Annotated in this window: 15 protein-coding genes and 3 tRNA genes; 11 read left to right on the forward strand and 7 right to left on the reverse strand. The window is 68.7% G+C overall.

What is annotated here, in order from left to right; translation table 11 throughout:
- Positions 1-49: 49 nt before the first annotated feature.
- A complete protein-coding gene (locus IR212_RS01190; protein ID WP_194397228.1) occupies positions 50-565 on the forward strand; it encodes a glycine cleavage system transcriptional repressor in 516 nt (171 codons plus the stop codon).
- 168 nt (positions 566-733) lie between these two features.
- On the opposite strand, the gene IR212_RS01195 is transcribed toward IR212_RS01190, so the two are convergent.
- The 3 genes from IR212_RS01195 to IR212_RS01205 all read right to left on the reverse strand — a co-directional run bounded on the left by IR212_RS01195 (position 734) and on the right by IR212_RS01205 (position 5604).
- Entirely contained in the window at positions 734-3634 is a 2901-nt protein-coding gene (locus tag IR212_RS01195) for an exo-alpha-sialidase (protein ID WP_194397229.1), read from the reverse strand.
- A gap of 132 nt (positions 3635-3766) precedes the next feature.
- Entirely contained in the window at positions 3767-4882 is a 1116-nt protein-coding gene (locus tag IR212_RS01200) for a Gfo/Idh/MocA family protein (protein WP_194397230.1), read from the reverse strand.
- Positions 4879-5604 (reverse strand): FadR/GntR family transcriptional regulator, encoded by a 726-nt coding sequence (locus IR212_RS01205; RefSeq protein ID WP_228479417.1) that lies wholly within the window; start codon positions 5602-5604, stop codon positions 4879-4881. Before IR212_RS01205 ends, IR212_RS01200 begins: the two co-directional genes overlap by 4 nt.
- Before the next feature lie 181 nt (positions 5605-5785).
- On the opposite strand from IR212_RS01205, the gene IR212_RS01210 reads away from it, so the two are divergent.
- From IR212_RS01210 to IR212_RS01250, 9 genes are all read left to right on the forward strand, one after another.
- Entirely contained in the window at positions 5786-7327 is a 1542-nt protein-coding gene (locus tag IR212_RS01210) for an ABC transporter substrate-binding protein (RefSeq protein ID WP_228479418.1), read from the forward strand.
- Between the two features lie 85 nt (positions 7328-7412).
- On the forward strand, positions 7413-8369 hold the full coding sequence (locus tag IR212_RS01215) for an ABC transporter permease (protein WP_194397232.1): 957 nt from the start codon (positions 7413-7415) through the stop codon (positions 8367-8369).
- Between the two features lies 1 nt (position 8370).
- Positions 8371-10452: a dipeptide/oligopeptide/nickel ABC transporter permease/ATP-binding protein gene (locus tag IR212_RS01220; RefSeq protein ID WP_194397233.1), complete on the forward strand. Its 2082-nt coding sequence runs from the start codon at positions 8371-8373 to the stop codon at positions 10450-10452.
- Positions 10449-11255, forward strand: a complete 807-nt coding sequence (locus IR212_RS01225; protein ID WP_194397234.1) for an ABC transporter ATP-binding protein — start codon at positions 10449-10451, stop codon at positions 11253-11255. Before IR212_RS01220 ends, IR212_RS01225 begins: the two co-directional genes overlap by 4 nt.
- A 23-nt stretch (positions 11256-11278) precedes the next feature.
- Positions 11279-12235: a dihydrodipicolinate synthase family protein gene (locus IR212_RS01230; protein WP_194397235.1), complete on the forward strand. Its 957-nt coding sequence runs from the start codon at positions 11279-11281 to the stop codon at positions 12233-12235.
- Positions 12232-13203 (forward strand): ROK family protein, encoded by a 972-nt coding sequence (locus tag IR212_RS01235; RefSeq protein WP_194397236.1) that lies wholly within the window; start codon positions 12232-12234, stop codon positions 13201-13203. Before IR212_RS01230 ends, IR212_RS01235 begins: the two co-directional genes overlap by 4 nt.
- Positions 13176-13892, forward strand: coding sequence for an N-acetylmannosamine-6-phosphate 2-epimerase (locus IR212_RS01240; RefSeq protein WP_228479419.1), 717 nt, complete (start codon positions 13176-13178; stop codon positions 13890-13892). Before IR212_RS01235 ends, IR212_RS01240 begins: the two co-directional genes overlap by 28 nt.
- Entirely contained in the window at positions 13892-14668 is a 777-nt protein-coding gene (gene nagB / locus IR212_RS01245; RefSeq protein WP_194397238.1) for a glucosamine-6-phosphate deaminase, read from the forward strand. Before IR212_RS01240 ends, nagB begins: the two co-directional genes overlap by 1 nt.
- 13 nt (positions 14669-14681) lie before the next feature.
- A complete protein-coding gene (locus IR212_RS01250; RefSeq protein WP_194397239.1) occupies positions 14682-15632 on the forward strand; it encodes a DUF4862 family protein in 951 nt (316 codons plus the stop codon).
- A gap of 68 nt (positions 15633-15700) precedes the next feature.
- Here the strand turns inward: IR212_RS01250 and IR212_RS01255 are convergent.
- The 3 genes from IR212_RS01255 to IR212_RS01265 all read right to left on the reverse strand — a co-directional run bounded on the left by IR212_RS01255 (position 15701) and on the right by IR212_RS01265 (position 16020).
- A tRNA-Phe gene (locus IR212_RS01255) sits at positions 15701-15773 on the reverse strand.
- A 78-nt stretch (positions 15774-15851) separates the two neighbouring features.
- Positions 15852-15925, reverse strand: a tRNA-Asp gene (locus IR212_RS01260).
- Between the two features lie 22 nt (positions 15926-15947).
- Positions 15948-16020 (reverse strand) — tRNA-Glu (locus tag IR212_RS01265).
- 220 nt (positions 16021-16240) lie between these two features.
- Here IR212_RS01265 and IR212_RS01270 point away from each other — a divergent pair.
- Positions 16241-17674: a peptidoglycan DD-metalloendopeptidase family protein gene (locus IR212_RS01270; protein ID WP_228479420.1), complete on the forward strand. Its 1434-nt coding sequence runs from the start codon at positions 16241-16243 to the stop codon at positions 17672-17674.
- Positions 17675-17746: 72 nt separating this feature from the next.
- Here IR212_RS01270 and ppa read toward each other — a convergent pair whose 3' ends face one another.
- On the reverse strand, positions 17747-18280 hold the full coding sequence (ppa, locus tag IR212_RS01275; RefSeq protein WP_194397240.1) for an inorganic diphosphatase: 534 nt from the start codon (positions 18278-18280) through the stop codon (positions 17747-17749).
- Positions 18281-18326: the final 46 nt, after the last annotated feature.

Below are 18326 nucleotides of genomic sequence, written 5' to 3' on the forward strand. Positions count from 1 at the left end.
ACGCCGATGCCGTGCGACGCGCCGCGCGGCGCATCGGTACAGTGAACGCATGACGACGCTCGTGCTGACCGTGGTCGGCGACGACCGGGCGGGGCTCGTCGCCGCCGTGGCCGACGTCGTCGGCGCACACGGCGGCAACTGGGAGAACAGCCGGCTCGCCGAGCTCGCGGGGGCGTTCGCCGGCATCATCGAGGTGTCGGTTGCCGCCGAGCGTGCCGGGGAGCTCCGCGCGGCGCTCGCCGAGCTCGACGGGCTGTTGAAGGTGACCGTGCACCCGGGTGGGGTGACGGAGGCGGATGCCACCACCGGCCGGCCCCTCGCGCTCCAGGTGATCGGCAACGACCACCCCGGCATTGTGCGCGACGTCTCCGCCGTCCTGCGGGCGCACGGGGTGAGCATTGACCGGATGACCACGCACACCCGCGAGGCCGCGATGTACGGCGGCCGGCTCTTCGAGGCGACGATCATCGCCCGGGTCCCGGCATCCGTCGATCTGGCCGATCTGACCGGCGAGCTGGAGCGTCTCGCGACCGAGATCCAGGTCGACGTCACACTGGAGCCCTGAGTTCTAGCCATTGTGGCGGCGGCTCGCCGGGTCGCGTCGAGCTCGGTCGCACCGTACGGGATGCCACAGCCGGGCGTCCCGCGCTCCTCCGGGCGGGCAGTGTATGGGCCTCGCCGAGTGAACGGGCGGATCTGCTCGTCCACTCGGCGGGCGCATGCTCCGGTGGGGTCAGCTGGCGGGCGCCCACGGACCCCGCTGCGCGCTGGGGGTCTGGTTGCGTGTCCACCATTTGGCTTCGTAGCGCCTTCCGTCGTGCACGACGAGGTCGCCGGAAACGAAGTTGCGAGACGGGGTCCACAGCGCCGTCCCGGTCTCGTCTGTGGCGATCTGCTGCCACGGTCCGTACGGGTCTCCGGGTTGCTGTCCGCGCGTCCACCATGTCGCCTGCCACAGATTGCCGTCGTGGGTGACCTGGTCGCCCGCAAGGTACGTGGTGGTCGTCGACCATGTGCGCGCGACCGGCAGTGCGAGCGCAGCCGCGGCGGTGTCGATCGTCGCGGCGCGCGAGCCGTTGAACGCTGCTGCATCGAATGCATCCGGTGTGATCGTGCCGGCTGCTAGTGCCGCAGCGTCGACGGCCACCGTTCGGGTCGAGACGACGATGGTGTCGCCGGCAGCCAGCTCACCGTCGGTGACCCCGGGTGCTTGGACGGCGGTAAGCCGCACGTTGCCGGTATTGGTCAGGGTGCTGGTCCAGGTCACCGTGTCGCCGACGTTCGCGATCCCATTGCCATTCGTGTCGTTCCACTCCCCGGTCACCGCGGCGGCCAGGCGCGGGTCGCGATCGAGCACGTCGATCTCGCCGCCCGGCACCGCGATCTCCGCGGTGCGCTGGCCGGTCGCGCTCACCGTCCACGTCGTGTCAGCGACGAAGAAGCCGTCGGCGAGATCGCTTTCGGTCACCGTGTGCTTCGCGGTGGTGCAGTCATACCCCGCGAACGCAGCGAGGTTGAGGTAGCGGCAATTCCCGGAACCCGGCGGAACGAACGGGGCGAACGGTCCGGCTGTGGGTGTCACGTTGGCTGCCATCGGCGACGTGCTGTCGACGCGGAAGTGATACGGCAGTGCCTCTCCCGCGGCGTACGGGTGCGTCGCCAGATCGCGCCCGGCATCGGCGCGATCGCCGGTGATCGTCGCGTCGAGAACGCCGTCACGGAGGACGACGGGGGAACCCGAGTGGCGGACGACGAGGGTCTGCGACGTGTCGCTCATCGGGGCGACGGTGAAGCTGAACTCAGGGGTGTACCAGCCTCGCGCGAGGTCTTCCGCGGTGAGGGTGCGTTTCGGGGTGGTGCAGTTGTAGCTCCCGAACGCGGCGAGGTTCTGCCAGCGGCAGGCGGTCGGCTGGAAACCTGCCGTGAAGGTGGTCTCGTGCGGCGTCACCAGCGTGGCCACGCTCGCCTTGCTGGTCACGCGCACGCTGAAGCTGAGAGTCTCGCCGACGCGGTAGGGATCGGCGGTGACATCCCGTGACGGGCTGGTGGCCGTCGCTGACAGCGTCAGGTCGAGCGTGGACGCCTGAGGCAGGCGGAGCGTGGCGGTGGTCTGGCTCACTCGGCCGTCACCGACGGTGAACGTGGCCTGCAGTCGGTGCGCGCCGGCCGCGCCGGTGGGGGCGGTGACGTCCACGGTCACGGTTGCCGAGGCGCCCGGTGCGAGAGAGGTGATCGGGGCGGAGGTGGCGGACCACCCCGAGGGGGCGGCGAAGGTCACGACGCCCGAGAGCTCCTCGGTCTCCTGGTTGGTGACCGTCACCGACACCGGGGCGGTGGTGCCTGCGGTGAGTGCGGTTTCGGGCACGGTGAGCGGTGCGCAGGCGTAGTTCAGCCACTTCTCATCGAAGGTGGAGAACTGGATGTCGTTGACGTAGCTGCGCTCCCACAGCACGCCGATCCGTCCTTCGTCGAGCGTGGTCGCAGAAGAGTACGCGAACGAGCCGGTGTCGATCGAAGCGAGCCCGGGCCAGGTTTCGCCGTCGTCGCACGACACGCGCGCGGCCCCATTGACGCGGTTGCCGTTGGCGCCGTTGTTCGAGTTGGTGAACAGCAGCTTGCGGGCATCGGCAGAGCCTTCGGCGGCGTCCGGGTGCAGGCGGATGATGGAGGCGTTGTTGGTGGGGTCGGGCAGTTCCGGATCCTGGGCGACCGGACCGTAGGAGTGGCCGCCGTCGGTCGAGATCGCCACCTTGCGCAGGCGACCGTTGCCGCTGTCGCGGGAGTTGAGCAGGACGCGGCCGTCGGAGAGCTCGACGGCCTTGTTCTCATCCATCCCGACGCCGACGTTCTCGCCCTTGTGCCACGTCTCGCCGTGGTCGTCGGAGTACACGGAGTAGGCCTGGAGCTTCTCGGATCCGTCGCTCTGGCGCACCCAGCCGGCGTACTGCTGGAGGAGGCGGCCGGCGTGCGGGCCGTACCGCAGCTGGATCCCCTCACCCGAGGTCGCGAACGTGCTGCGCACGTCGCCTGTGGCCGGAGAGGCAGCCGTTCCGGCGGCAGGCTTGGCCACCGACGTGATCAGGCGGGGCTGGCTCCACGTGACGCCGCCGTCGTCCGAGTGCTGCACGGCGGCGCTGATGATCTGTCGGTCCGCGTCGTCGTTGCCGTAGCGGGAGCCGTGGAAGCCCTGGTCCTTGGAGTAGACGAAGAACGCGAAGACCCGGCCGGTCTCACGGTCGACCACATAGCTGGGGTCGGAGTAACCGAACTGCGGTCCGCTCGCGTCCGCGACCTTGCCTGCCGCGATGATCTCCAACGGACCCCAGGTCTGCCCGTTGTCGGTGGAGCGGCGCTGCACGATCGAGTTGGGGTTCGGCGCGTCGGCGGCGCTGCCGGGCCGAGCGTCCCACGAGGCGAGCACCACCCCACCGCCCAGGTGGGCGAGCGCGGGGATGCGATAGAAGTAGTTCGCTGCGGTGCGGTCGGCTGCGAGGTTCGTGGTGGTGAACTCACCGACCGACGGAGCCTCGGTCGCGCCGGCGGTGGCGCCGCCAGCGAGGCTCAGCGCCAATGTCAGTGCCGCGGTGGCGGCGAGGGGGGCGATCAGCGACCGCCTGTGGGGGAGAGAGCGCACGTGGATCCTTCCTTCCAGGAAGTACGACGTCTGATGTCGTACTTCCGCTGAAGGTAGTGGAGAAGCCATTGCCGCGCAACCGACGGGACCTCGTCCGACGCCGCAGAGTGACGGCGAGGATCGCAGCTCTGCTCAGGCGGTCGCCTGAGCTCCGCCGCCCGTGATCTCGGAGACGGAGACGGTGCGCTGGAGGCGGAGCGCGAGCATCATCGCCTCGGCGGTGGCGATGGAGGCGCGGGCGGCCGAACCGTCGGTGAGAGCGCTCAGACGGGGGTCCACAGCCCTCGCCCCACTGGCCACGCCATCGAAGTAGGCGAGTTCGGCCCGCATCGCCTCGCGCAGCCACCGCGGCGGCCGGACCGTCGGGTCACCGTAGGTGACGCCGCTCCCGTGGGTGACGGCCCGGTTGTCTCGCGTGCGTTCCTGGTCGACCTCGGCGGCGGAGTGAAGCGGGAACCGTTCGACCCCGTTCGCGCGCTGCAGTGTCACTCCGACATCCTGCAGGTCGACGGTGAGGTGACCCTCGCTGCCTTGGACGATGATGGAGTGCTCCGGGCGCCGGAAGACCGAGCCCCACTCCATGGTCGCGTAGCGGTCGCGCGCGAACGTCGCGGTGGCCAGCAGGATGGCATCCTCGTCCCCGATGCGCGGGCCCGCCTGCGGGGCGCCGCCGCCGGTCATCGTCACAGTGGTCGCCGGGCCGAGAAACGCCTGCAGGATGTCGAGCTCGTGGATGTGGTGGAACAGATGCCCGCCGGACAGCGCCCGGGTCTTCTTCCACGTGGGGGCGGCCGATCCGTCCTCCCACCCGGTACGAGCGGTGCGCCCGACGATCGGTTCCCCGATCGCGCCGGCGCGCACGAGGTCGCCGGCGCGCTGGAGGCCGGGCATGAAGTGGAGGACATGGCCGGCGAGGAAGAGGGTCCCTGCCTCCTCGGCGGCACCGATCATGACGTCGCAGTCGTCATAGGTGAGCGCGACCGGCTTCTCGCAGAACACGTGCTTTCCGGCGCGCGCGGCTGCGACGGCGGGATCGCGGTGCGCGTGGTTGGGCGAGGCGATGATCACGGCGTCGACGGCATTCACGAGAGCGTCGATGGACGGGGCCTGGGTGCCGCCGGATTCCCGGATGAGATCTGATGCGTCAGACGGCGAGTACACGGACGTCAGGGTGGCGCCGGGCATGGCGTTCAGGATGCGCGCGAACTCACGTCCGAAGTAGCCCGCCCCGATGATGCCGTACTTCACGCCGACCGCCGAGCCGATGCGTGGGTCAGTGAGCGCTGCAGTGGAGCGTAGTGATCGATGACCGCCCGTCGGTACCGGTCGAGATCACCGCTGCGGGCAGCTTCCAGCATGTCGGCGTGCGCCTGTGCGGTCAGTTCGATGTCGGCGGGAAGGGCGAGCCCGAGCTGGGGGAGGACGGCGGTGTGCACGTCCCAGAAGGCACCGACCAGCTGCACCGCCAGGTGGTTGCCGATCGCATCGAACAGGGTGGTGTGGAACGCACGGTCAGCGTCCAGGAAGGTCTCCCCCTGCTCGGCGCGCTCGATCATCTCGGCGACCATCGCGTCCAGCTCCGGCGTCCTGGCTCCGTCCAGCGCCGAGACCACGCGGTCCGACATCGCCAGATCCAGCGCAAGCCGGATCTCGACGACCTCGCGCAGGGCGTCCAGGGAGCCTTCCGGCGCCAGTACGCCACGGAACACCAGTGCCTCGACCATCGGGTCCAGGGACATCCCGCCGACGTAGGTGCCGTGACCATGGCGGACATCGACGATGTCGAGAGTGGAGAGTGTGCGGATCGCCTCCCGCACTGAGGATCGAGAGACATCGAGCGTCTCGCACAGCTCGGCCTCGGTGGGCAACGGGTCGCCGGGCCGCAGGTTTCGCTCCAGGATGAGCTGCTTGATCTGATCGGCTGTGGTCACTCGTCGCATGCGCGAGCTGCGCTTGTCGATCAGGCTCATCGCCGGCTCCGTTCCGTAACGAGTTCGTGTCGCCCCATTGTGCATGGGCCGTGAATGTGTTTATAGTACGTCAGACGTCTGATCTCCTCAAGCGTCGCCCCGAACACCTACTGGAGCACACATGAACCGATCCACTTCTCGTCGCCGGACGGGTCGTCTCGCGGTTGTAGCGGCAGGCACCGTGGCCACTGCGCTGGTGCTGGCCGGTTGCGGCTCGTCCGCAAGCCCGCAGCCGGACGCCGACGCCGCCGCGTCGACGGCAGTCGATTCCGACGCGATCATCGAAGCGGGTATCTCGTACTCGCTCGGCGGCAGCTTCGATCCGATCCTCGCCTCCGGCGCGGTGACGCAGGCCGCGAACTGGCACATCTTCGAGGGACTGGTAGACCTCGACCCGGTCACCCGCGAGCCCTACGCTGCTCTGGCCGCGGACCTTCCCGTCGAGGTCGACGAGACGACCTACGAGATCGACATCCGCGAGGGTGCGACGTTCCACAACGGTGACCCGGTCACGACCGAGGACGTCGTCTTCAGCTTCGAACGGACGATGGACCCGGCCCAGAGCAGCTTCTTCGCGAGCTTCGTCGACTTCATCGACACCGTCGAGGCTATCGACGAGGACACCGTGCGCATCACCACCGACTATCCGTTCTCGCTCGTGAACGAGCGTCTGGGCGTGGTGAAGGTCGTGCCGAAGGCGCTCGTCGAGGAAGACCCCGACGCGTTCGGCACCACCCCCGTGGGCTCCGGTCCTTACTCGCTGGTCTCCGCGACCCCGAACGACGCCGTGGTCTTCGAGCGGTACGACGATTACAACGGACCCCGTCCGGCGCTGGCGGCGGGCATGAACTGGAACCTGCTGGGAGACCCCGCCGCTCGCGTCACCGCCATGTCGTCCGGCACCATCCAAGCCATGGAGGACGTCCCGTACATCGACGCCGATGCATTGTCCGCCTCCGCCGAGGTGGCGACGGAGCAGTCATTCGGCCTGCTGTTCATGATGTTCAACACCAAGGTCGCCCCCTTCGACGACCCGAAGGTGCGCCAGGCGCTGCTCTACGCCCTCGACATGGACAAGATCATCGAGACCGGTCTTCTCGGCAACGCTGAGGCCGCGACATCCTTCCTGCCCAAGTCGCACCCGAACTACCACGAGGCGTCCACTGTCTACACCTACGACCCGGAGAAGGCGACGCAGCTTCTCGAGGAGGCCGGGGTCGACGGCATGGACCTGACCCTGCTGACCACGGACACCGGTTGGGTCAAGGAGGTCGCGCCGCTGATCAAGGAGTCGCTGGACGCGATCGGCATCAACACGACGCTCGACATCGGCCAGTCCCCGGCGCAATACACGAAGGTGGATGCGGGCGACTACCAGGTGATGGTCGCGCCCGGCGACCCCTCGGTGTTCGGCAACGACCCCGACATCCTCATGCGCTGGTGGTACGGCGACAACGTCTGGCCGAACACCCGGTTCAACTGGGCGGATTCGGCCGAGTACGCCGAGCTCACCGAGCTGCTGGATTCCGCCGTGCAGGAATCGGGCGACGCGCAGCAGGAGACCTGGAACCAGGCGTTCGACCTGCTCTCCGAAGAGGTTCCGCTCTACCCGCTGTTCCACCGCAAGCTGCCCACCGCATGGAACCCCGACGCGCTCGTCGGCTTCCAGCCGGTGAACACCACCGGACTGTCGTTCCTCGACGTCGGCGTGGCCGCGCAGTAATCCAGAAGACCGGGGCGGGCGCACGCCCGCCCCGGTCCCAGATCGCCGCACCGCTGCGGCACCCCCCGAGCCGGAAGGACGGACCGTGGGCAATACGCTCCGACTCATCGGGCGCAGGCTTCTGCAACTGCCCCTGATGATCCTGGGCATCACATTCCTCGTCTTCTTCGTGATGTCCTTCTCTCAGATCGATCCCGCGATCATCGCTCTCGGCGAAGGCGCGTCGGTCGAACAGCGCGAAGCGTGGCGCGAGGAGAACGGGCTGAACGAGCCCCTCCTTGTGCGCTACGTCGCGTTCCTGGCCGGGCTTCTGCACCTCGACCTCGGCACCTACTCCGCCCGCCAGCTGCCCGTGATCGACGAGATCGCCCGCGCCTTCCCGATCACGCTGCAGCTCACCTTCCTCGGCCTGTTCATCGCGATCATCGGCGCGACGCTGCTCGGAGTGGCGGCGGCGCTGTACCGGGACCGGTGGCCCGACCAGGTCATCCGTGTCCTCTCCATCGGCTCGTTGTCTATGCCGTCGTTCTGGCTGGCGGTCCTGCTGATCCAGGTCGTGACGCTGCAGCTGGGCTGGCTGCCCGCATCCGGACCGCTGCCGGCGTTCACGGAGGATCCAGCCGGCTGGCTGGCGCGAATGACACTGCCCGCGATCGCCCTGGCAGTCCCGGTGATCGGCCAGCTGTCCCGCGTCGTCCGCACGGCGATGGCGGAAGAGCTCGATCGCGACTATGTCCGCACAGCACTCGGTGCGGGTATCCCGCGTCCGGTCGTGATCTCGCGCAACGTGTTCCGCAACGCGCTCATCACCCCGGTCACCGTTCTGGGCCTGCGGGTGGGGTACCTGCTGGGCGGCGCGGTCGTGATCGAGATCATCTTCGCCCTCCCCGGCATGGGCACGCTGATCCTCCAGGGGATCACCAACAACGAACCCAACATCGTGCAGGGAGTCACGCTCACCGTGGCGCTCGCGTTCGTCGTGATCAACATCATCGTTGACCTCCTGTACGTCCTCATCAACCCGCGCATCAGGTCGGTGTGACATGCGACGCAGCCTCACAGAACGTCTTTCCCGCCCCGGGCTCGCCCTCGGCAGCCTCTCTCTGAGCGCGAGGATCTCGCTCGGCTTCCTGATCCTGGTGGCCCTCGCCGCCATCTTCGCCCCGCTGATCGCCCCTTACGATCCGCTCGCCTCCGGCCCGCCCGTGCAGCCGCCCAGCCCCGAGCACTGGTTCGGGACGGACCGTCAGGGTCGTGACATCCTGTCCCGGCTGCTGTACGGCGCACGCTACTCGCTCGTCATCGGTCTCGGCGCCACCATCGTCGCGCTGATCGCGGCGGCGGCGCTCGGCACCGTCGCCGCCACCGGTCCGAAATGGCTCTCCGAGATCGTCATGCGCGTCATGGACGTCATCATGTCGTTCCCCGGGATCGCTCTGGCCGCGGTCTTCGTGACCGTCTTGGGCCCGTCGCTGCCCGTTCTGGTGATGACGATCGCCTTCCTCTACATCCCCCAGCTGACCCGCGTGGTTCGAGCGAACATCCTCGACCAGTACGGGGAGGACTACGTCTCCGCGGTCAAGGTGATGGGTGCGTCCACTCCTCGCATCATCGCCAAGCATGTCGCGCGCAACTGCATCGCCCCTGTGCTGGTGTTCGCCACGGTGCTGGTCGCCGACGCAATCGTGCTGGAGGCGTCGCTGTCGTTCCTGCAAGCCGGCGTGCCCGCCCCGGAACCGTCGTGGGGCAACGTCATCGCCGACGGTCGCAACCTCGTGATGAGTGGGTACTGGTGGGCGACGTTCTTCCCGGGCCTGCTGATCCTGCTCACGGTGCTGAGTCTCAACGTGCTCTCCGAGGGCATGACCGACGCGATGATCACGCCGCGGGCGCGCAAGCTCACCATCGATGCCGCTTCAACCGAAGAGGCCACTCACGACCTGGAGGAGGCGCAAGCACCGCTTCGCGAGGGCGCCACTCCGGAGGAGGTGGCCGCTGGCCTCGACGAGCTCCCCGAGTCGGCGCTCCCACAGCAGGCGGGGACAGCGGATGCCGAGCCCGACGTGCGCGCCGCAGTTTCCACAGTCGCGCTGGACGAGCGACTCGCGCAGCTGCGCGCCCGGGAGCTGCAGCGCAACGACCGGCTGGTGTACGGCTCGGATGCCCCACCCCTGCTGGAGGTGCAGGACCTCCAGATCTCGTTCCCTCGTCACGGCGACGTGGACGTGGTCGACCACGTCAGCTTCACCGTGCGGCCCGGCGAGACGATGGCGCTCGTCGGCGAATCGGGATGCGGGAAGTCGATCACGTCGCTGTCGATCATGGGCCTCCTGGACCCGAAGGCGAACATCCGCGGAAAGATCCTGTTCGACGGGCAGGACCTGCTCGCGATGCCTCCCGCCGAGCGCACCGCCCTCCGCGGAAACGACATCGCCATGATCTACCAGGACGCGCTCAGCTCACTGAACCCGGCGATGCAGATCCGCGCGCAGATGAAGCAGCTGACGGCGCGGGGTGGCACACGGACCGCAGAAGACCTGCTGGAACTGGTCGGCCTGGACCCGCAGCGCGTCCTCGCGTCGTACCCGCACGAGTTGTCGGGCGGTCAGCGACAGCGCGTGCTCATCGCCATGGCACTGACCCGCGACCCACGGCTGGTGATCGCCGACGAGCCCACGACCGCCCTCGACGTCACCGTGCAGGCCCAGGTCATCGAGCTTCTGAATCGTCTGCGCGAGGAGCTCGGCTTCGCGATGCTGTTCGTCTCGCACGACCTGGCGCTGGTGGCCGAGCTCGCCCACCGCATCACCGTGATGTACGCCGGCCAGGTCGTCGAGCAGGGCACCACCACGGAACTGCTCACGCAGCCGGTGCACGAGTACACCCGTGGCTTGCTCGGGGCGGTGCTGTCCATCGAAACCGGTTCCGACCGGCTGCATCAGGTGCCGGGCATCGTTCCCTCGCCGAAGGACTTTCCCTCCGGCGACCGGTTCGCGCCGCGCTCGTCCGACCCGACGCGCAACAGCGGTGTCACTCCGGTTCGCCGTCGGATCGCGGGAACCGACCATTACTACGCTGCGCATCCCGACGATGCGCCGGTCGAGAAGATCGGGGTGGGACGATGAGTGAAGCCGTCATCGAGTTGAAGGACGTCCACGTGCGCTACAAGGCGCGCACCTCGACCCTCACGAACAAGCAGTATGTGGATGCCCTTGCAGGAGTGTCGTTCACCGTCCGACGCGGTCAGACCCTCGGGATCGTGGGCGAGTCCGGGTCCGGGAAATCCACCGCTGCGAAGGTGCTGGTCGGGCTGGAGCAGCCGACCAGCGGCGGGGTGGTCTTCGCGGGGGAACCCGTTCGCAGCTTCAACCGCGGCGTCCGCAAACGCCTGGGCCGGATCCTGTCGGTCGTGTTCCAGGACCCCGCGACGGCTCTGAACGCGCGCATGAGTATCCGCGATGCTCTCGTCGACCCCATGGAGGTGCACCGGATCGGCAGCAAGGCGCAGCGTGCCGCGAAGGTCCGCGACTTGATCGGCATGGTCGGGTTGCCGGCGTCCGTCCTGGACGCCGTACCGAGCCAGCTGTCCGGTGGACAGCGGCAACGCGTCGCAATCGCCCGGGCTCTGGTGCTGGACCCGCAGGTGATCGTGGCAGACGAGCCGACCTCGGCGCTCGACGTCTCCGTGCGGGCGCAGATCCTCAACCTGCTCACCGACCTCAAGAACGAGCTGAACCTCGGCATGGTGTTCATCTCGCACGACATCCAGACGGTCCGCTACCTCTCTGACGAGATCGCCGTCATGAACAAGGGACGAGTGGTCGAACTGGGCACAGCCGATCAGATCTTCGATGATCCCGCCGACGAGTACACGCGCTCGCTGCTCGGCGCCGCGCCCTCGCTCCTCGCTCCCCACATTCCCGCCTGACCGCATCGACAGGACCCCACACCATGACTACGTCTTCAACCGACCGCACCGCCCGCTTCGCCGGAGTCGTCCCGCCCGTGGCGACGCCACTGCTTCCCGATGGCACAGTTGACCATGCGTCCTTGGAACGACTGGTCGACTACCTCGTCGGTTCGGGCGCCCACGGGCTGTTCGCCCTCGGCTCGACCGGTGAGACCGCGTACTTCACCGACGCGCAGCGTGCCGAGATCCTCGGCACGATCGTCACCGCCGCCGCCGGCCGTGTGCCGATCATCGCCGGCGCCATCGAACTGACGGCCCCGCGCATCATCGACACCGCGCGCCGACTGACCCATGTCGGGGCGGACGCCGTCGTCACCACTGCGCCGCTGTACACGCTGAACTCTCCGTCGGAGGTCGATGCGCATTTCCGGACGATCGCCGCGGCCATCGACGTGCCGCTGTGGGCGTACGACGTGCCCGTCCGGGTCCACTCGAAGCTGTCGCTCGACCTTCTCATGGGCCTGGCGGCAGACGGGGTGATCGCAGGGGTCAAGGACTCGTCAGGAGATGACGTCGGGTTCCGTCGGCTGGTCGCCGCCAACGCGGCGGCGGGTCACCCGCTGCAGCTGCTGACCGGGCACGAGGTCGTGGTCGACGCGATGCTGCTCGCCGGCGCTGACGGTGTGGTGCCGGGCTTCGCGAACGTCGAGGCGCCCGGCTACGTCCGGTTGTGGGATGCCGCCACGCAGGGAGACTGGGAGGCCGCGCGTGCCGAGCAGGAGCGACTGAACCGCGCGTTCGAGATCGTGTTCCAGCCGACCGGACTGTCAGGAGACGCCACCGGCGTCGGGGCGTTCAAGGCGGGCATGAAGGCGCGCGGAATCATCGATCATGCCACCATGGCGGTCACGGTCGAGCCGCTCAGCGATGACGCCGTCGAGAAGATCGGGATGATCCTGAGCGACCTCGACCTGCTGCCCGCACCGCACGCTCGATGACCGCGTCAGTCATCGCCGTCGACATCGGCGGCACCAAGACCGTCGTGTGTCTGGTCGACAGCCGGGGTCAGATCCGGAGCTCCCGCCGGGCGCCTTCGCGGGCATCCGATGGTCCCGGTGCGGTGATCGGAACGGTCGTCCGCCTCGCGCGTGCGGTCGCCCAGCAGCACGAAGAGGACATCCGTGGAGTCGGAGTCGCGACCGCCGGCGTCGTGGACGCCGGTGCCGGACGCATCGTGTCGTCGACCGACACGTTCGCCAGATGGGCGGGCACGCCGGTAGCTGCGCTCCTCCGCGCGGAACTCGCCGACCTGATCGGCGCGGAGGGTGTCGTCAACGTTCAGAATGACGTGGACGCGCACGCCCTCGGCGAGGTGACGAGCGGCGCCGGCACCGGGGCCCGCAGCGCCCTCGTGGTCGCGGTCGGCACGGGTGTCGGAGCAGGGATCATCATCGACGGCAAGCCCTTCCGCGGCGCACGCCATGTCGCCGGAGAGATCGCTCACATCCCGATGCCGGGCGCCGAACACCTGCGCTGTCCCTGCGGGCGTGATGGGCATCTGGAAGCGATCGGGTCAGGCGCCGGGTTGCAGCGTCATTTCGTCTCGCTCGGCGGATCACCCGAGTACGTCGACGGTCGATCCGTCGCCGATCTCGCCCGCCGTGGCGATGCGCTCGCGCTGCGGGCCATCCAGGACTCGGCCGCAGCAGTCGGACGCGGCATCGCCGCAGCGGCGACGCTCCTCGATCCGGAGCGGGTCATCGTGACCGGAGGGCTCACCCAGATCGGCGAACGATGGTGGAACGCCATGGATGAAGCGTTTCGCGCCGAAGTCATCGACGCCCTCGCCGATGTCCCCCTTCTCCCCGGTCGGCTGGGCGGTGACGCCCCACTCATCGGTGCGGCAGCCGCGGCATGGCAGCAGTGGGGAGGGCGGCCATGGCCCGCAACGCAGAAAGCGTCCTAGAGCACCTGCGAGGCGGCTTGATCGTGTCGTGTCAGGCCTACCCCGGCGAACCGATGCGTCACCCCGAGACGATGGCGCAGATTGCACGCGCAGCCGTTGTCGGCGGAGCCGTCGGCGTCCGCCTGCAAGGGATCGCCGACATTCGCGCCGCGGCCGACCTGGAGGTGCCGATCGTCGGCCTGTGGAAGGACGGCGATGCGGATGTCTTCATCACACCCACGCTCGAGCACGCAGCGGCGGTGGCCGAGGCAGGCGCGAACATCGTCGCTCTCGACGGCACCCGCCGTCCGCGCCCCGACGGGCTGTCCCTCGCCGAAACCGTCGCCCGGCTGCGGGAGCGGCATGACGTGCTGGTGATGGCGGACTGCGGCTCTGTCGACGACGCCATCGCCGCGGAGGCTGCGGGCGCCGACCTCATCGGAACCACCCTCGCGGGGTACACTCCCGATCGCCCAAAGACGGCCGGGCCCGACCTCGCGCTCATCGAACAGATCGCGAGTGTCTGCGAGCGGCCGATCGTCGCAGAGGGGCGCATCCACACGCCGCAGGACGCCGCCGCGGCACGTACCGCCGGCGCTTACGCGGTGTGCGTGGGTACCGCGATCACGCACCCCGCCACGATCACGACCTGGTTCGTCGCTGCCATCAATGGAACCGGGACGGACTCGGACCGGAAGGACGAGCACTGATGGAAGTCATCATCACGTCGGAAGGCTCGATCGGAGAGCTGGTCGCGGACGACATCGCGGCGCTGCTCGCCGGGAAGCCGGATGCGGTGCTCGGACTCGCAACAGGATCCAGTCCGTTGCGGATCTACGACAGCCTCGCCGCGCGGGTCCAGCGAGGCGACGTCTCGTTCGCACGCGCGAGGGGATTCACGCTCGATGAATACGTCGGGCTGCCGGCCGGCCATCCGTGCGGGTACCGCACTGTCATCGACGACGAGTTCGTCTCGCGGGTCGACTTCGCCGCGGGGGCCGTCCGGGCGCCCGACGGAGCGGCGTCCGATCTCGCGGCGGAAGCCGAGTCGTACGATCGATCGATCACCGAGGCCGGGGGAGTGGATCTGCAGATCCTCGGCATCGGCACCGACGGGCATATTGCATTCAACGAGCCCGGGTCCTCGTTCGCGTCCCGCACCAGGGTGAAGACTCTCACCGAACAGACCCGTCGTGACAACGCTCGGTTCTTCGGTGGCGACATCGACGCGGTCCCCCGCCATTGCCTCACCCAGGGCCTCGGCACCATCATGCAAGCCCGGCGCATCATTCTCGTCGCCATCGGCAAGGGGAAAGCCGAAGCGGTGCACCAGCTCGTCGAAGGCGCGGTATCGGCACTGTGGCCGGCGACGATCTTGCAGCATCACCCGCATGTCACCGTGCTCATCGATGCGGCCGCAGCCTCCCGCCTCCAGCTGGCCGGGTACTACCGGTACGCGTACGCCAACCGCGTCGCAGTGGCGTGACCACGGGGACGCCATGATCGACGGGCTCGTCGTGGGGGCGTACGCCGCCTCCCCCGCGCACCGCGTGTGGGATCCGCGCGCCGAGACGGAGTTCTTCGAGGGGTTGGCCGCGGTGGCGGGTGTCGGAGCGATCGAGTTGCCCTGGCTGGGGCGCATGCATCCGCACGACGATGCCTGGCTGGAGGCGAACTACCCGATCAACCTCTCCGCACTGATCACCGACATCCCTCATGTCATGTCACGGATCGCGGCCCACCCCTCGTATGGCGTTGCCTCCCCCGACCCGGAGGGGCGCGCGGCCGCGATCGCCGACGCTGCTCGCCTGCGCGACGGAATCCACCGCCTCAACGACGCGCAAGCCCGTCAGGTGATCAGCGCCGTCGAGGTGCACAGCGCCCCGCGCGGCGTATCGGCGTCAGTGAACGCGCTCACAGAGTCGCTGCGGTTGGTCGCGGCATGGGACTGGGATGGAGCGGAGCTGGTGATCGAGCACTGCGACGCCTGGCGCGACGATCACACCCCGGAGAAGGGGTTCCTCGACCTCCACGATGAGATCGCGGCGATCGAGGCTTCCGGAACCGGGGTCGGCATCTCACTCAACTGGGGAAGGTCGGTGATCGAAGGACGTCACCCCGACACCGCCGTCGCCCATGCACGCGCCGCGGCGGAGAGCGGGCTCCTCCGCGGTTTCATCGCCTCGGGGGTCGCCGACGTCGACACCGACTTCGGTTTCGCATGGATCGACGCCCACCTGCCGTTCGCTCCGTCTGCGATCACACCGCTTGGCACGCCGGGGTCGCTGATGACCGTCGGGGCGATCACGGACGTGCTGACCGTTGCTGGTCCCCTCGCATGGACCGGGGTCAAGGTGGGCGTCGCCCGCGATCTGGCTGTCAGGGATCGCCTGGCGATCGTCGCTGAGAGCGTCGACGCTGTGCGTCGGATCCGCGCAGCTGCACTGTAGAAAGACGAAACCCCCGCGATGTAGAAGCTACGCGGGGGTTCCTGGGGTGACTGTAACGATCACCCTTGTGGCTCCGACCGGCATCGATCCGGTGACCTTTCGATTTTCAGTCGAACGCTCTACCAACTGAGCTACAGAGCCGCACGGCGGTTTCTCTCGCAAGACCTGCCGCGTCCTAGACGAAAGGCCCTCTTCGAGAAAAGGGCCCGTCGCTCGGAGCGACCCTGACGGGACTTGAACCCGCGACCTCCGCCGTGACAGGGCGGCACGCTAACCAACTGCGCTACAGGGCCATGCTTATTGAGTTGTGTGGAGTGACCCCAACGGGATTCGAACCCGTGCTACCGCCGTGAAAGGGCGGCGTCCTAGGCCGCTAAACGATGGGGCCGGGTGAACCTTTGGGGGCTCACTGCCGAGGACCAAGCATACGTAATCGCCGTGCAAAACGCGAATCGAGGGCGCGGCGCTCTTGTCAAACGGCCGCAGGAGGCGCACACTGGCGCAATGACCGCCGCCCGAGGCGGGCGGTGGTGATGCGCAGGTGGGGGCTTGCGCATGTTACCGATGTTGCTAGTGTGAAACGAGTGACGCCGCGAGGGGAGGGTCCGGTGCAGCTCGACCGAGTCAGCGCGAAGGTCATCGTCGACGACGCCGTCGACGACTGCGGTTGCGCACCGACACCGGCCGAACAGCGGCGCCTCTGGCCCGCGATGAACCGTCGCACCGCGCTCGGACTCGGCATCCTCGGTGTCGCCGCGCTGGGCGCAGGCGGCGCGGTCCTCGGCCCGCTGGTGAGTCCCGCATTCGCCGCCGACTATCCGTCGTGGGACGAGGTCGCCGCCGCCCGGGCGAACGAGGCCGCCAAGGCCGCAGAGATCGTCAACATCCAGAATCTCATCGCCGGCCTCGAGGCCGAGGTCGCCTCGAAGCGCCAGATCGCGCAGCAGCTCGCCGACGAGTTCTACGTCGCCCAGCAGGAGTACTTCGACGCCGCGCTGCGCGCCGACCAGCTGCAGCAGGAGGCCGACGCGCAGGCATCCGCCGCGGTGGACGCCGCGAACAAGGCCGGCCGCGTCGCCGCCCAGCTCTACCGCAACGGCGGTGACGACACGTCGCTGGAGCTCTTCTTCGCCGGCTCCGCGTCGTCGGCCGATGACCTGCTGGCGCGCCTCGGCACGATGGACAAGCTCGTCGAGCGCAACCAGGCCGTGTACGCGCAGGCTGTGACCGCGCGCGACTCCGCCCAGAGCCTCAGCGACCAGGCCGCGGTGCAGCGCACCGAGCGCGACAGGCTGCAGAAGATCGCCGAAGAGAAGATGGCCGCCGCGCAGAAGGCCGCCGACGAGGCGCAGGCGGCGCTGGACGCGCAGAACGCCAAGCGCGGCGAGCTCGAGGCGCAGCTGGCAGCCCTTCAGGACACCACCGCCAAGACGGTCGCCGAGTACGAAGAGGGCGAGCGCGTGCGCAAGGCGGCGGAGGAAGCCGCCCGCGCGGCGGCGGCAGCGGCCGCACGGGCCGAGGCCGAGCGCATCGCCCGCGAGCAGGCGGCCGCGAACGCCGGCGGCGGTGGTGGTGGCGGGGGCGGCGGCGGAGGCGGCGGAGGCGGCGGCGGTGCTGTCGTCGGCTCCGGCTGGGCCCGGCCCTCGTGGGGCTGGCGCAGCTCCGGGTACGGTCCGCGCACCGTGCAGTGCGGCAATACGTACTGCTCCAGCGGCTTCCACTACGGCGTCGACCTGGCGGCGGGCTGCGGGTCAGGCATTTACGCCGCATACGCCGGACGCGTCGTCTACGCGGGCTGGAACGGCGGGTACGGCAACTACATCAAGATCGACCACGGCGGCGGCATCGGAACCGGCTACGCCCACATCCGCTCCGGCGGCATCTTCGTGGGCGTGGGCCAGTGGGTCGGTGCCGGCCAGCTCATCGCCAGCGAGGGGAACACCGGCAACTCCTTCGGCTGCCACCTGCACTTCGAGACCTATTGGTACGGCTCCCCCGTGAATCCCATCATCTTCATGGCCGACCGCGGCATCGGCGTCTGAGCACGCACCCGGACGCGCCGCAGAAGACGAAGACCGGATGCCGCGGCATCCGGTCTTCTCGTGAGGCTCAGGTCAGAGCGTGTTCGGCGCGACGCCCTCACCCTGGGTCTTGGTCTGGCCCTCGTGCTCCGCGAAGCGCGCGAAGGCCTCGTCGACGAGACGCTCGGCCTCGGCCGCGTTCGCCCACTCATCGACCTTCACCCACTTGCCGGGCTCGAGGTCCTTGTAGTGCTCGAAGAAGTGCGTGATCTCCTTCTGCGTGTACTCCGGGATGTCGCCGACGTCCTGGATGTGCGCCCAGCGGGGGTCCTTGGCGAGCACCGCGACGACCTTGTCGTCGCCGCCGGCCTCGTCGCTCATCTTCAGCACACCGACGGGGCGCACCTTCGCGAGGATGCCCGGGGCCAGGTCGTGGTCGAGCAACACCAGCACGTCGAGCGGATCGCCGTCCTCGCCGAGCGTGTTCTCGAAGAAGCCGTAGTTCGTCGGGTAGCCCATCGGCGTGTACAGGATGCGGTCGAGGAAAACGCGGCCCGTGCCGTGGTCGACCTCGTACTTGATCTTGCTGTTGCGCGGGATCTCGATGACGGCGTCGTACGCGCCCATGTTGTGCTCCTTCGACTGGATTGCCGCGACAAGCCTAGTTCCGGGC

The organism is Microbacterium atlanticum (assembly GCF_015277815.1).
Classification (GTDB): Bacteria; Actinomycetota; Actinomycetes; order Actinomycetales; family Microbacteriaceae; genus Microbacterium; species Microbacterium atlanticum.